This is a genomic window from Acidovorax sp. GW835-FHT14B10 (assembly GCF_058793725.1).
In genome coordinates this window covers 136,587-150,298 of the sequence record NZ_JBXAGC010000003.1, presented here as the reverse complement: position 1 = coordinate 150,298, position 13,712 = coordinate 136,587, and the positions used below count along the sequence as shown (strand labels likewise).

Below are 13,712 nucleotides of genomic sequence, written 5' to 3'. Positions count from 1 at the left end.
TGCTCAGGCCGTCTCCGCCAGCGCATCGCCCAGCGCATTGACCAGGCGGTCGATCTCGGCGCGTTCGCTGATGAACGGCGGCGCCAGCTGGATGGTGTCGCCACCGTAGCGCACGTAAAAGCCCTTCTTCCAGCAGTTCATCGCGATCTCGTACGGGCGCTTGGCAGGCTCGCCGGGCAGCGGTGCAATCGTCAGGCCCGCAGCCAGGCCGAAGTTGCGGATGTCCAGCACATGCTTGGTGCCCTGGAGGCTGTGCACGGCGGCTTCAAAATACGGCGCCAGGGCTTTCACGCGGCCAATCATGTCTTCCTTTTGCAGGATGTCGAGCGTCGCAATGCCCGCCGCGCAGGCCACGGGGTGGGCCGAGTAGGTGTAGCCATGCGGGAACTCCAGCATGTAGTCCGGGCCACCGGCCGCCATGAAGGTGTCGTAGATTTCCTTGCTGGCCACCACGCCGCCCAGCGGCTGCGCGCCGTTGGTGACCTGCTTGGCGAAGTTCAGGATGTCGGGCGTCACGCCAAAGGCTTCGGCGCCGGTCCAGGCGCCGCTGCGGCCAAAACCGCTGATCACCTCGTCAAAAATCAGCAGAATGTTGTTTTGCGTGCAGATCTCGCGCAGACGCTGCAGGTAGCCCACGGGCGGGATGACGACGCCGGCCGAGCCCGAGAAGGGCTCCACGATCACAGCCGCGATGTTGCTCGCGTCGTGCAGTGCAATCACGTCGAGCAGGCGATCGGCCAGCTCCTTGCCGGTGGGCGGCATGCCCTTGTGGAACGAGCCCGCCGGCGGCTGGGTGTGGGGCAGGTGGTCGGCCTCGACGCCCTGGCCGAACAGCTTGCGGTTGGCCACGATGCCGCCCACCGAGATGCCGCCGAAGTTCACGCCGTGGTAGCCCTTTTCGCGGCCGATCAGGCGCGTCTTGGTGCCCTGGCCCTTGGCGCGCCAGTAGGCGCGGGCCATCTTCAGCGAGGTGTCGGCTGACTCGGAGCCCGAGCCGGTGAAGAACACATAGTCCAGCCCGGCAGGCGTGAGTTCCTTGACGCGGTTGGCCAGCTCGAAACCCAGCGGGTGACCGAACTGGAAGGCGGGCGCGTAGTCCAGCTTCTGCGCCTGCTTGCCGATCGCCTCGGCGATCTCGCGGCGGCCGTGGCCCAGGCCCGCGCACCACAGGCCCGAAAGGCCGTCAAAGATCTTGCGGCCTTCGCTGTCGGTGTAATACGCGCCGCTGCCCTCCACGATCATGCGCGGGTTTTGCTTGAACTGGCGGTTGGCCGTGTAGGGCATCCAGTGCGCGTCCAGCCATTCGGCGTCCATGCGGGGTGCGGCGCCAGCGGCGGGGGTGTCGATGGGGGCAAAGCTCATGGGAAGTCTCCGGTACAAAGATCGGCCCCAGCCGGGGCATGGAGCCGCCATTGTTGCCCCGGTCGCCAATTGCTCAAAGAACGCAATATCAATGTTCACTTGCTGATTTATGCAAGCATTGATCGTTTCTACTGTGTCGCGATGGCGATTGATTTGCTATCAAATAAATAGCTGTTTTTGCCGAACAGGAAAGCGCTGCAGCCTTTTTTGTCCAAAGACTGAATCTTCCCTTGCTTACAATTCGCCCATGCGCAAGCCCACCTTCTTCCGATGCGCTGGCGCGGCAGGGCGCTGGCTGGTGGCGGCCTGGCTGCTGGCTGCGCCGCTGGCGGGGGCCGGGCAGACGCCCGCGGCGGCCACCGCGCCCATCCGCATCGGCGTGCTGGCCGTGCTCGAAGGCGAGGAGACCCAGCGCCTGTGGCAGCCGCTGGCCGACGGGCTGGCGCGCGCCCTGCCGGGGCACAGCGTGCGGCTGCAGGTGCTTGACCCGCAGGCGCTGGAAGCGGCGCTGGCGCGGCAGGCTCTGGACTTCGTGGTGACCAACCCGGGGCACTATGTGCGGCTGGAGGCACGCCATGGCGCCACGCGCATCGCCACCCAGACCACGGCCGAAAGCGACGACCCCGCGCACACCGTGGGCTCGGCCGTGGTGGTGCGTGCCGGTGCGCCGCTGCCCGCCACGCTGGAGGCGCTGCGCGGGCAGCGCGTGGCGGCGGTGGCCGAAGAGGCGTTTGGCGGCTACCAGCTGGTGGCGCACGAATGGTTGCAGAGCGGCCTGGACGCCGAGGCGGGCGCGGTGCAGCGGGTGTTCACCGGTTTTCCGATGCAGCGCGTGGCCGACGCGGTGCTGGCGGGCCGGGCCGACGCGGGCATCCTGCGCACCTGCGTGCTGGAGCAGCTCGAACGCGCGGGGCGCGTGGCCCCGGGCGCGCTGGTGGTGGTGGGCGCGCGGCCCGATGCGCCGGCGGCCTGCCAATCGTCCACGCCGCTGTACCCCGGCTGGGCTTTTGCCGCGCTGGCCTACACGCCGCCCGAGCTGGGCCGCACCGTGCTGCTGGCGTTGTTGGCCCTGCCCGCCGACGCCCATGGCGGCCGCTGGTCGGTGCCCGCTGATTACCAGCGCGTGCATGACGTGCTGCGCGCGCTGCAGGCCGAGCCCTATGCGTTCATGCGCGAGACGCGCCCGCAGGCTCTGTTGGGCCGCTACTGGTATTTGCTGGCCGGCATGTTGGCCTTGTTGCTGCTGGGCGCGGCCTACATGCTGCATGTGGAAGTGCTGGTCAAGCGCCGCACCTTTGAGCTCTCGCGCAGTCTGCGCGAGCGTGAACGCCTGGCGCAGCAGATTGCGCAGGGCCAGGAGGCCATGGACCACCTCGCGCGCCTGTCCATCCTGGGGGAGCTGTCGGCCACGCTGGCGCACGAGCTCAGCCACCCGCTGGCCACCATCGCCAACTACGCCGCCAGCGTGCAGCGCCGGGCTACGCGAGGCGACCTCACACCCGACGCGCTGGCCCTGGCATTGCTGGACATCGGCCAGGAAGCCGAGCGCGCCACGCGCGTCATCGAGAGCATTCGCGCGCTGGCGCGCAAGCGCGTGCCGGTGCGTGCGCTCAATGCCCGGTGGCGCTGGCCAACGAGGCCGTGGCCCTGTTTGGCGGCCTGCTGGGCCAGGCACCGCCGATTCGCGTCGACGGCGCGCCCGGTAGCCGGGGCCTGCGCGTGCCGGGTGACCCGCAGCAGATTCAGCAGGTGCTGCTGAATCTGCTGAAGAATGCGCTGGACGCCCACCGCGCCGCTGGCCGGGCGGATGCCCCCATCACCATCCATATCGAATGCCAGGGCGACCGCCTGGCCATTGCCGTGCAAGACCAGGGCGCCCCGCTGAGCGATGCCGAGCGTGCGCGGCTGTTCGAACCCTTCTACACCACCCGCCCCGACGGCTTGGGCCTGGGCCTGGCCATCTGCCGCGGCATTGCCGAAACGCATGGCGGCGCGCTGCAGGCCCGCCCCGCCGGCGCGGCGGGCGAGCCCGGCATGGTGTTCGAATTGCTGCTGCCGCTGGCCTTGCCCGCGGTCTCTGCGCTGCCGGCCCTCCAGGAAACCACGCCATGACTGCACCTGCTCCCATCATCCATGTGGTCGATGACGACCCCGCTTTTTTGCGCTCGACCCTGTTCATGGTGGAAGGGTTGGGCTTTGCACCCGTGGGCTACGCACAGGCGCAGGATTTTCTGGATGCCGATCCAGCGCCCGCGCCCCAGGGCTGCTGCCTGCTGCTGGACATCCGCATGCCGCGCATGAGCGGGCTGGAGCTGCAGCGGCGCCTGGCCGACCTGGGGCGCGCCTATCCCATCGTGTTCATGACCGGCCACGGCGACATCGACCAGGCCGTGCAGGCCATGCGCGCGGGCGCCATCGATTTTCTGCAAAAGCCCTTTCGCGAGCAGGCGCTGCTCGATGCCCTCAACTACGCCGTGGGTGTGAACCTGGCGGCGCAGCGCCAGCAGGGGCTGCGCGCCGCCGCGCAGGAGCAGCTCGGGCGCCTGTCGCCGCGCGAGCGCGACGTGGCGCGCCTGCTGGCCCTCGGCCTGAGCAACAAGGAAGTGGCGCGGCAACTGAGCATCAGCGACCACACTGTGCATGTGCACCGCCAGCGTATCACCGAGAAGACCGGCAGCGGCCATGCCGCCGACCTGGCCCGCCTGATCCTGCGCGCCGACCCGGAGAGCCTGGAAGCCGGCTGAACGCGTGGCCCCACTCCCCATTGCTTCTGAAACCATCGCAGAGCATTTCCGCATTGGAAATGCAGTGGACCGCTTGCCAGCGTTTGCTCAACCGCACGAAATCAAGCGTTGAGGGTTGCGATGGAAGCTGCGCCAGAGGACATCACTGTGTAGCCGCCGGGGCCTGTTCGCGCTGTGCCATGCACGACGTTACCCATGTTCGCGGACAAGGTGCCCGCCCCATGGTGTCGCCAGTGCCGCAGGGGCGTGTGCCCCTGCGAGACCGTCAACAGATGCTCAGTACCTGGCATCCGCAGGTTTTTTACCATTCGGCCAGTCCTTGACCTTGTCGGCGAAGTCCGGGCGCGGCTGGTGGCTGAAGTACTCGGCAACGTCCACCGCCTCCTGGTCTGTCAAGCCGCCCTGGCCCAGCGGAAACTTGTTGTGCATCGCGATCGGCATGTTGCGCTTGACGAAGGCGGCTGCCGTGTAGGTGCGGGCCATGCCGGCGCCGATGTTGAAGGACTCGTCACCCCATAGCGGCGGATAGACCCACTGGCCCTTGGCGTTCTTGATGCCTTCGCCGTCCGTGCCGTGGCATTGTGCGCATTGGGCCTGGTAGATTTTCTTGCCGTTCTCGGTGTTGGGGATGATGCTCTGGCTGACCTTGCCCACGCCCCGACCCTCGACCTTGTCCTCGGGCTTGGTCTCGCGACGCATCCAGTCGAACAGCGCCACCATGGCCTTGAGCTCCTCCGAGTCCAGCGGCAGCGGTTTGCCGTTCATTGAGCGCAGGAAACAGCCGTTGATGCGGTCTTCCAGCGTGATGGTGCGGCCGGCGCGCGGCGCGTAACTAGGGAAGAAAGCCGAGATGCCGATATAGGGTGAGCCATCGGCCACAGTGCCGGCATTCAGGTGGCAGCTGGCGCAGTTCAGCGCATTGCCCACGTTCTTGGGCAGCAGATCGCGTGTTTCGATGTTCAGGCGCGCGCCATAGACCAGTTGCTTGGCGTTGGGCTCGGCCAGCATGGCGGCCAGGCGAGGGGTCTCGAAGGGACGCGAAGTGTCGGGCGATGCATGGAGCTGCTTGCGCTGGCTGGAAATATCCCCGGCCTTGATCTCCGACGCATCCTTGCTGCCCCAGTTGCGGCGGGTGAAGTTCAGGATGTCAGCAATCTCCTGGTCGCCCAGCTGGGCGAAAGCCGGCATGGTCAGCGGCCGTGCGTGGCTCTGGGTCACCGGCGTAGTCCAGCCGGTCAGCATGATGTGGATGAGCGTGCTGGGATTGTCCGCGCGCAGCGAGCGATTGCCCTCCAGCGAGGGGAAAACGTCCTTGACGCCGCCGCCATCGGCACGGTGGCAGTCCGCACAGAACTGCAGATATCCCAAGCCGCCGCGGCTGGTGTAGAGGTCGGCCGGCACGTTGTAGTGCGCGGCGTTGACGGCATTGGCTTCAGTGCTGCCAACGGCGCGCGCCGGAATCGCGATGCGCGGCGCCGGCCCCTGGGCCACCTGCATGGGCAGGTCATCCTTGCCGGCGGGCAGGGACTTGAGGTAGGTGCCGATGGCCAGCAGGTCGGAATCGCTCATGTACTGCGTGCTGTGCTGCACCACGTCCACCATGTTTCCCGAGACCGTGCCGTGGCGGTTGCGGCCGGTTTTGAGCATCTCGGCGGTTTCCTTGGGCGTCCACAGGTCGCGCAGACTCAGGGCACGCCAGCCTTCCACCGTCTCGCCGGCCAGGAAGTAGGTGCCGCTCTTGCCCTCGCCGGTCATGGCCTTCTCCTGGAAAGCCACGCCGCGCGGCGTGTGGCACGCCCCGCAGTGGCCCAGACCCTGTACCAGGTAGGCCCCGCGATTCCACTCTGGTGTTTGCTGGGCGCTGGGCTGGAACGGCGTAGCGTCCAGAAACAGCCAGTTCCACAGTGAAAGCCCCCAGCGCTGGTTGAAAGGGAAGCCCATTTCCAACGCCTTGTTCGGCGCTTGCACCGGTGCCACACCTTCCATCAGATACGCATACAGTGCCTGCATGTCTTCAGTGGACATCTTGGCATACGACGGGTAGGGCATGGCCGGATACAGGTTACGACCGTCGGCCGCCACGCCCTTGCGCATGGCGCGATCGAACTGATCGAAGCTGTAGCTGCCCATGCCGGTGGTCTTGTCCGGCGTGATATTGGTGGAGTAAAGCTTGCCGAACGGTGTCTCCAGCGCGAGGCCGCCGGCCATGGGCTGGGACTTTTCGCCCGTGTGGCAGGCTACGCAGTCGCCCAGACGGGCGATGTAGCGTCCACGCTCAATCAGGCTGCGCTGCTCAGGGGGCAGATCGGCTGCGTAGTTGGCGGGCAGGTCATCAATGACCTGCGGCTCCATGGCATGTTTGGACGGTGCACTCGTCGTCGCTTCGATGGCTTGCCCGATGACAGGCGAGGTGGTCACGAATATTCCCGCCAGTGCTCCGAATAGAACCGCGCGGCGAACGAATGCAGAGGGATGGCGAAGGGGATTCTTCATAGGAAGTCGTAATGTGTGAATCTTGGCGAAAATACGCACGCGGGACGCACCAGCGGTGCACTGCATGCACCATTGCCGCAACTCCAACAGGTTTGCTGCGCTGTCATGGCCACTTTTGACCAGCACAGACTCCTGTTGATCCAGCCTGCGAAATCATCGTAAGCAGCCGGTTTTTCCTGCACAAGTACCGCTTTGGGGTGGCGGTATAGCTTTTTCAGGCTATTGCGTTCGCGCCGGCACCGGCGATCGGGCTGGTAGTCTTGGGGGCTGTTTTTCCCTTGCCCGTATCACCGCAATGCCCGCCCCTTCCCCCCGTGAACGTGCCGTGCTGGGCCAGCTCAGCGACATGGACCTGCGCCTGCTGCAGGTGTTCAAGAGCGTGGCCGAGTGCGGCGGCATGTCGGCGGCCGAGCTGGAGCTGAACATCGGCACCAGCACCGTGAGCCGCCACATGAAAGACCTGGAGACGCGCCTGGGCCTCACGCTGTGCCGGCGCGGGCGGGCGGGCTTTGCCCTCACGCCCGAGGGCCAGCGCGTGTACGACGAAACCCTGCGGTTGCTGAGCGCCGTGGACGCGTTTCGCAGCAGCATCGACGACATCCACCGCCGCATGGGCGGGCGCCTGGAGGTGGCGGTATTCGACAAGACCGCCAGCAACCCGGCGGCGCACATCGGCGACGCGATTGCGCTGTTCTCCGAACAGGCACCGGACGTGAGCCTGCAGATGCATGTGGCCTCGATCAACGCCATCGAGCGCGGGCTGATCGACGGCAGCCTGCATATCGGCATCATCCCGGCGCACCGCGCCTCGCAAAGCCTGGTGTATGCCAACCTGTTCACCGAGACCATGCTGCTGTACTGCGGCGCGCGCCACCCGCTGTTCGGGGCCGACCACGCGGCCCTGACCTGGGACGCCTTGCGCACCCACCAGTTTGCCGGCCTGGGCTACCACTCGCCCAACATGGAGCTGAGCCACCGCGCACACCTGCCGCGCAAGGCCACGGGGTTTGACCAGGAGTCGATCGCCACGCTCATCCTCTCGGGCCGCTATCTGGGCTTTCTGCCCGACCACTACGCCGAAGCCTTCGTGCGCCAGGGCCTGATGCAGGCCGTGCAGCCCGCGCAGTTTTTCTACCGCTGCCAGTTTGTCAGCGTGCTGCGCAAGTCGCCCCAGCCACCGCGCGCGGCCCAGGCGTTTGCGCAATGCCTGGTGCAGGCGCATGGGTGAGTGGCAGTGAGTTGCCCTGTGCGCAGGACAGGCAGACAATGCTTGCCCTTTGGTGCGTTTCCAGCGGAGCACATGATGACAAGCATTGCTTCCATCGGCAGTTCGGGCCTGCAGGCCGCACAGTTGCGGCTGGATGCGTCGGCCCACAACGTGGCCAACATGAACACGCCCGGCTATCGCCGCCAGGGGGTGGAGCAACAGGCCGTTGAAGACAGTGCGGGCGTGCATGCCACGGTGCAGCGCGAGGCCAGCGAAAAAGGTGTGGCGCTGGAGCAGGAGGCCGTGGAGCAGATGGCGGCCACCTACGCCTTCAAGGCCAACCTGCAGACCATCAGGGCGCAGGACGAGAGGATGGGCTCGCTGCTGGATACAAAGGCCTGAACGTTTGCATCGCCCCCGCCCCCCATGCCCCGCAGGTCGGGGCATGGTTGTTTCTGGGGGGCAGTTCAGACCCGGCGATTCAATACAAGGTACGCCACCTGATCGAGAACTTCTTTGCGCGTCTGAAGTGATACCGGGCCATTGCTACGCGTTATGACAAGACGGCGCGCAATTTTCTGGGTGCCATTCACTTGGCCGTAACCATGGTTTGGCTCAATTGAGCACCATGGCCTTTGGTTGCACTCGGATACCGATTGATGGCACGCCCTAGCTGCGCTGGCCGTGGCGTGACGTCTTCGCGACTCTATAGCTACGACCGATTTCTGGCCTCTTCCATTTGGAAGCCGCCTAGAAATGGCATTCCCAAGGCGCAGGCTTTCTGACAGGCGCGGGAAAACCCGATAACGGGTGAACGCACGAGCTATCCAAAATCCGATTGTCCGACAAACAAATTGCAGCGCGACAGCCGCAAGGAGACATCGATTGAACGGTCGCATTCATCCGTCACGCCGCAAGGCAGGCACACCATCTGAGAGCGTCGCATCGCCATCTGGCAAAGCGAAGGCGCTCGCCGATGGTTCGATGTTCAACCGGCTTCGCATCGAGCCAGCCTACAAGGCCGTTTCCGCAGAGATCGAACGCAGCATTCTCAGTGGACAAATCCAGCCTGGCATGCCAATGCCGACCGAGCAGAGCTTGGCCGAGCAATTCGGCGTCCATCGCTCCACGGTGCGAGAAGCCATCCGTCAGATCGAGCAAGAGGGGCTGCTGCAGCGCCGCGAAGGGCGCCGGCTTTTCGTCACCTTGCCGGGCCTCTACGACCTTGCCCCCCGTGCAACGCGCTTGTTATTGCTGCAACAGACCACCTTCCAGGAGCTGTGGCAGGTCGCCGTCACGCTGGAGCCGCTTGCCGCCGGACTCGCTGCGGTACAGGCGAACTCCGAAGATATCGAGGCGCTGGAAGCCAACACGGCGCTCACCGCAGAACTCCAAGCTCGCGGTGCAACGTCGATGGAAGAGAACATCCGCCTCGTTGAGCTCGACGTTGAATTCCACGCCTTGGTCGGTCGCGCCAGCCACAACCGCGCGCTCATGCTCGCACGCGAGCCGATCAGCCTGCTCTACAACCCTACGCTGCTGCAGATCCATCTGCACTTGCCTCAGTCCAAGGCGCGCAACCTGGTGGCGCATCGCGCCATCCTCGATGCACTTCTGTGCAAGGACGTGCAATCCGCCACCGAGTGGACGCGAAAGCACATGGTTGATTTTCAAAAAGGTTTCGAGATGACGGGCTTGGACATGCGCACGCCCATCACGACAGCACCCTAGTTCACTACAAGGAGACAGACATGGAATCGAAGCAGAAGAAGCATCAACAAATTTCGGGGTTGCCACAACCGGCCATCTGGTACCGCCATTTGGCGCGGAGCGCGGTAGCCGTCGGCATGGTCGCGCTCGGCATGACCGCCCATGCGCAGGAAACCTTCAAGATCGGCGTTGTCAGTTTTCTCTCGGGCCAAGCGGCGGAAAGCTTTGGCATTCCCGCCGTCAACGGTGCGAAGGTGTTAGTGGATGCGTTCAACAAAGGCGAGGCGCCTGCTCCGTACAACAAAACCGGTTTCGGTGGCATGAAGATTGAAGCCATCTATGTAGATGAGAACGGCGGCGCGACCAAGCAGGTGCAAGAGCTGCGCAATCTCTACGACCGCGAAAAAGTTGATGCGGTAATCGGCTACGTCAGTTCTGGGGATTGCCTGGCCGCGGCCCCGGTCGCAGAGGAATTGAAGAAGTTCCTCATCCTCTACGACTGCGGCACGCCGCGCATCTTCGAGGATGCGAAATACAACTACGTCTTTCGCACGGCGTCGCACGCCACCATGGACAACGTCGCATTAGCCCGCTACATGAAGGCGCGCGACATCAAAGTCGCAACGTACAACATGATCAACCAAGACTATGCATGGGGCCAGGATTCGCGCAAGGACTTCATGCTGTCGATGGCCCAGCTCTATCCAGGTGCAAAGCTGGGCGAGGATCTGCTGCCCAAGTTCGGCGCAGGCCAGTACGGTACCGAAATATCAGTATTAATGTCCAAGAGTGCCGACGTCACGCATTCCAGCCTGTGGGGTGGTGACCTGCAGGCATTCATCCTGCAGTCGGGTCCACGCGGACTGTTCAAACGCTCGCAAGTAGTGCTGTCTGCCGCTGACCATGTACTGACCAATCTGGGCAACAAGATGCCCGACGGCGCGATCCTTGGTGCGCGCGGCGCCTACGGCCTGCTCTCGCCCAAGTCAGCGTTGAACGACTGGTGGTGGAGTACGTACCAAAAGGGCTACAACACCTACCCGGCACAGGCTCCCTACCGCATGGCGCAGGCGCTCATGGGCTTGAAGCTCGCCGCCGAGAAGGCCATGGCGGCCAATGGCGGCAAGAAGCCCACGTCAGAGCAACTGGCGGCTGCGCTCAAAGGCATGGAATGGGATTCCCCCGCTGGAAAGATCCGCATGGCGCTGGGTGACGGCCAGCAGGCGATGCAAGAAACCGCCATTGGCAAGACGCGCTACGACGCGGCCAAAAAGATGGTGGTGATCGACGATATCCAGCGCTTCCCGGCCGAGTGCGTCAACCCGCCCGCTCACATGAAATCGGAAGACTGGATCAAGAGCGGATTCGCCGGATCGAAGTGCTAAGCGCCTAAGCGCTGCATCGTATCCCAGTGGCACGGAGACTCCGTCAGCCCGAGCAGCGCGCGGGCTGACGGCCTCATTGTCACCCCCACAACATATACCAGGACGGGCATGAATACCGCCATCACCATCCTCATCGACGGTCTGAGCTATGCGTCGTGGCTCTTCATCGTTGCGCTCGGGCTCACGCTCGTGTTCGGTGTGCTGAAGATTCTCAATATCGCGCATGGCAGCTTCTATGCACTGGGCGCCTATGCCGCCGCCAGCCTCGTGGGTTGGTTTGCCACCCTGAATTTCGCGCCGCAATGGTCACTGGTTGCGATGTTGCTGGCTGCGATTGCGGTGGCACTGATCTTCGCGCCGCTGACCGAGCGCTATTTGTTGCGCTTTTTTTACGGCCGTGATGAGGTGTTGCTGGTGCTGGTCACCTACGCCTTGTTTCTGATCCTGGAAGACGTCACCAAGCTCATCTGGGGTGCCAATCCGTACTACGTCTCGGAGCCCTACGCACTCTTTGGAAACGTGGAAATCGGTACCCAGGTGTATGTGGGTTACGACTTCATGCTGATGGTCATCGCGGTTATCGTGGGGCTGGCCGTCTGGTGGGGGCTCAATTGCACCCGCCACGGCAAGATAGTGCTCGCCGTGATCCACAGCGAAGAGGTCGCAGCCAGCATGGGTGTGAATGTCTCGCGCGTTTACCTGCTGGCCTTCTCGGCCGGCATTTTCCTCGCCGCCCTCGGCGGCGCCTTCACGGCACCTCTGATCTCGGTACAGCCGGGAGTGTCGGTCGGCGTGATCATCGTGTCCTTTGCCGTCGTGATCATCGGCGGGCTTGGGAGCATTGAGGGCGCCGCCATCGGCGCACTCATCGTGGGTCTCGCGCGATCTTTTGCGGTGCACGTCATGCCAGAAATCGAGCTCTTCTCCATCTACATCGTGATGGCGCTGGTGCTCATCGTCAGGCCCGAAGGGCTATTTCAACGCATTCAAGCGCGAAAGATTTGACCTATGCAGAGTATTCCTCTCACTCCTGCCCCAGTGGCCGTTCCATACGCGCCGCGTCGAACCCTTGCGCTGCTGGTAGGCATCGCCTCGATCGCTGCGCTGATTATTGGCGGCGCCTTCATGCCACGGTGGCTGGTCTTTCTGCTCACTATGGCTGCATCGCACGGACTGGTGTCACTGGGCATCGTATTGCTGATGCGCGGCGGCGTGGTGTCTTTCGGCCAGGGCCTGGTGTTTTCGGTAGGCGGCTATGCGGCAGCGCTGACTTTTAATAAGCTCGGCATTACCGACGCACTCGGCCTGGCGCTGATGGGTGGCGTGGCGGCACTGGTGGTGGCTGCGCCTTTTGCGCCTCTGCTCGCACGCTACCGTGGCATTTTCTTCGCCATGCTGACACTTGCGCTGTCCATGGTCTGCTACGGCGCCTTGGTGAAGACCAACGCGCTGGGCGGATCCGACGGCTTCAACATGGGCCGCCCCACGCTGTTTGGCCAGACGCTGGCGGATGAGCGTGTGGCCTATGTGCTCTACGGCGTGACGATCGCGGTCGCTGGAATCTTTGCGCTGATGGCGCACGTTTATTTCCATTCGACGCGCGGCCTAGTCACGCTGGCAGTGCGCGAGAATGAACTGCGTGTTGAATACCTCGGCGGTTCGGTTAAACAGGCGATGGGCATCAACTACCTTCTCGCGGCCTTTGCCGGGGGCGTGGGCGGTGCGCTGACCGTGATGTCGCTCGGCCACATCGACCCGAACTTCAGCTTCTGGACCACCTCTGGCGAGTTCGTCTTCGTTGCGATTCTCGCTGGCTGGCAGAGCGTGCTCGCGGTGTTTATCGCATCAACGCTGTTGGAGGTTGTGCGCTCGTTCTCCAGCCTCTATTTCCCCAACACTTGGCAGTTGTCGCTCGGTCTATTTCTGTTGGTGATGATCCGCTTCCTGCCCCGCGGGATCGGCTCGTTGTGGGTCGATCGCAGCGCGAAAGGAGACCGCTCATGAGCGCCGTTTTGCATCCGCGCACCAGAGCGAAGCAACCTACCGCCTTGGCAGAACGCGAGATTCTGCTGCGTGCCAGCGGCATCGAGAAACGCTTTGGTGCAGTGGTTGCGGCCAGCGGCATTGAGGTCGCCATCGGTGTCGGTGAAAGGGTAAGCCTGATCGGCAGCAACGGGGCAGGCAAGACGACGTTCGTCAACATGATCACCGGCTACCTCAAGCCTGACACCGGCAGCATTGTGCTGGGCGAACGCGACATCACGCGGCTCACGCCGCGCGAGATTACGCACCTGGGCGTGGCACGGTCGTTTCAGATTCCGCAGCTATTTCAGGAGTTGTCGGTCCTTGACAACATGCTGGTGGCCACGGCCTGCCACGAAAACAGGCTCTCGTTCTGGCAGTCCGCACGGCATGCCGATGCGGTAGTGCGCGCCGACGCGCTCTTGGCGCGCTTCAACCTCAGCGAGCACCGCGAACGCCGGGTCGCCGAGCTGCCCGGCGGCGTGCGCAAGCTGCTGGACATTGCCATGGCCATGACAGGCCACCCGCGCCTGCTGCTGCTCGACGAGCCCACCAGCGGTGTTTCTGCGGAAGAGAAATTCCCGATGATGGAAATCATCATGACCGCGCTCGGCCAGGAGTCGATGGCGGTGCTCTTCGTGGAGCACGACATGGACATTGTCAAGCGCTACGCCGATCGCGTGATCGCTTTCTACAGCGGCCGCATCATTGCCGACAACACGCCGCAGGCTGCGCTCGCCACCGATGACGTGCGCCGCTACGTAACTGGCACCCTACAGCAGGAGTAAG

Annotated in this window: 12 protein-coding genes and 1 pseudogene; 11 read left to right on the top strand and 2 right to left on the bottom strand. The window is 64.1% G+C overall.

Annotated elements, in window-relative coordinates; translation table 11 throughout:
• Positions 1-3 precede the first annotated feature (3 nt).
• The gene (gene aptA, locus AC1Q5S_RS04040; protein WP_303837334.1) at positions 4-1,362 is read right to left on the bottom strand and encodes an omega-aminotransferase AptA; all 1,359 of its coding nucleotides are present in this window, start codon (positions 1,360-1,362) and stop codon (positions 4-6) included.
• Between the two features lie 247 nt (positions 1,363-1,609).
• Between aptA and AC1Q5S_RS04035 the strand changes: the two genes are divergently transcribed.
• Genes AC1Q5S_RS04035 through AC1Q5S_RS04025 form a run of 3 tightly spaced genes read left to right on the top strand, consistent with a single transcriptional unit; the run spans position 1,610 to position 4,106 of the window.
• Complete coding sequence (locus AC1Q5S_RS04035; RefSeq protein WP_422204884.1) at positions 1,610-3,121, top strand: PhnD/SsuA/transferrin family substrate-binding protein; 1,512 nt, start codon at positions 1,610-1,612, stop codon at positions 3,119-3,121.
• Positions 3,112-3,474 (top strand): ATP-binding protein, encoded by a 363-nt coding sequence (locus AC1Q5S_RS04030; RefSeq protein ID WP_303837330.1) that lies wholly within the window; start codon positions 3,112-3,114, stop codon positions 3,472-3,474. Before AC1Q5S_RS04035 ends, AC1Q5S_RS04030 begins: the two co-directional genes overlap by 10 nt.
• Entirely contained in the window at positions 3,471-4,106 is a 636-nt protein-coding gene (locus tag AC1Q5S_RS04025; RefSeq protein WP_303837327.1) for a response regulator transcription factor, read from the top strand. The genes AC1Q5S_RS04030 and AC1Q5S_RS04025 overlap by 4 nt, the downstream gene beginning before the upstream one ends.
• Before the next feature lie 276 nt (positions 4,107-4,382).
• Here the strand turns inward: AC1Q5S_RS04025 and AC1Q5S_RS04020 are convergent, their stop codons facing one another.
• Complete coding sequence (locus tag AC1Q5S_RS04020) at positions 4,383-6,599, bottom strand: c-type cytochrome (RefSeq protein WP_492238370.1); 2,217 nt, start codon at positions 6,597-6,599, stop codon at positions 4,383-4,385.
• 295 nt (positions 6,600-6,894) lie between these two features.
• Between AC1Q5S_RS04020 and AC1Q5S_RS04015 the strand changes: the two genes are divergently transcribed.
• The 8 genes and pseudogenes from AC1Q5S_RS04015 to AC1Q5S_RS03980 all read left to right on the top strand — a co-directional run bounded on the left by AC1Q5S_RS04015 (position 6,895) and on the right by AC1Q5S_RS03980 (position 13,711).
• On the top strand, positions 6,895-7,827 hold the full coding sequence (locus AC1Q5S_RS04015) for a LysR family transcriptional regulator (RefSeq protein WP_422204879.1): 933 nt from the start codon (positions 6,895-6,897) through the stop codon (positions 7,825-7,827).
• Between the two features lie 75 nt (positions 7,828-7,902).
• Positions 7,903-8,208 (top strand): flagellar basal body protein, encoded by a 306-nt coding sequence (locus AC1Q5S_RS04010; RefSeq protein ID WP_422204877.1) that lies wholly within the window; start codon positions 7,903-7,905, stop codon positions 8,206-8,208.
• Between the two features lie 83 nt (positions 8,209-8,291).
• Positions 8,292-8,429 (top strand): annotated as a pseudogene (locus AC1Q5S_RS04005) (transposase); the annotation flags it as partial.
• Positions 8,430-8,691: 262 nt separating this feature from the next.
• Entirely contained in the window at positions 8,692-9,537 is an 846-nt protein-coding gene (locus tag AC1Q5S_RS04000) for a FadR/GntR family transcriptional regulator (protein WP_422204875.1), read from the top strand.
• A gap of 20 nt (positions 9,538-9,557) precedes the next feature.
• Positions 9,558-10,901: an ABC transporter substrate-binding protein gene (locus AC1Q5S_RS03995; RefSeq protein WP_492238369.1), complete on the top strand. Its 1,344-nt coding sequence runs from the start codon at positions 9,558-9,560 to the stop codon at positions 10,899-10,901.
• Positions 10,902-11,009: 108 nt separating this feature from the next.
• A complete protein-coding gene (locus AC1Q5S_RS03990) occupies positions 11,010-11,906 on the top strand; it encodes a branched-chain amino acid ABC transporter permease (RefSeq protein WP_422204871.1) in 897 nt (298 codons plus the stop codon).
• A gap of 3 nt (positions 11,907-11,909) precedes the next feature.
• Positions 11,910-12,905, top strand: coding sequence for a branched-chain amino acid ABC transporter permease (locus AC1Q5S_RS03985; protein WP_422204869.1), 996 nt, complete (start codon positions 11,910-11,912; stop codon positions 12,903-12,905).
• A complete protein-coding gene (locus AC1Q5S_RS03980) occupies positions 12,902-13,711 on the top strand; it encodes an ABC transporter ATP-binding protein (protein WP_422204867.1) in 810 nt (269 codons plus the stop codon). Before AC1Q5S_RS03985 ends, AC1Q5S_RS03980 begins: the two co-directional genes overlap by 4 nt.
• The last annotated feature ends 1 nt before the right edge of the window (position 13,712 follow it).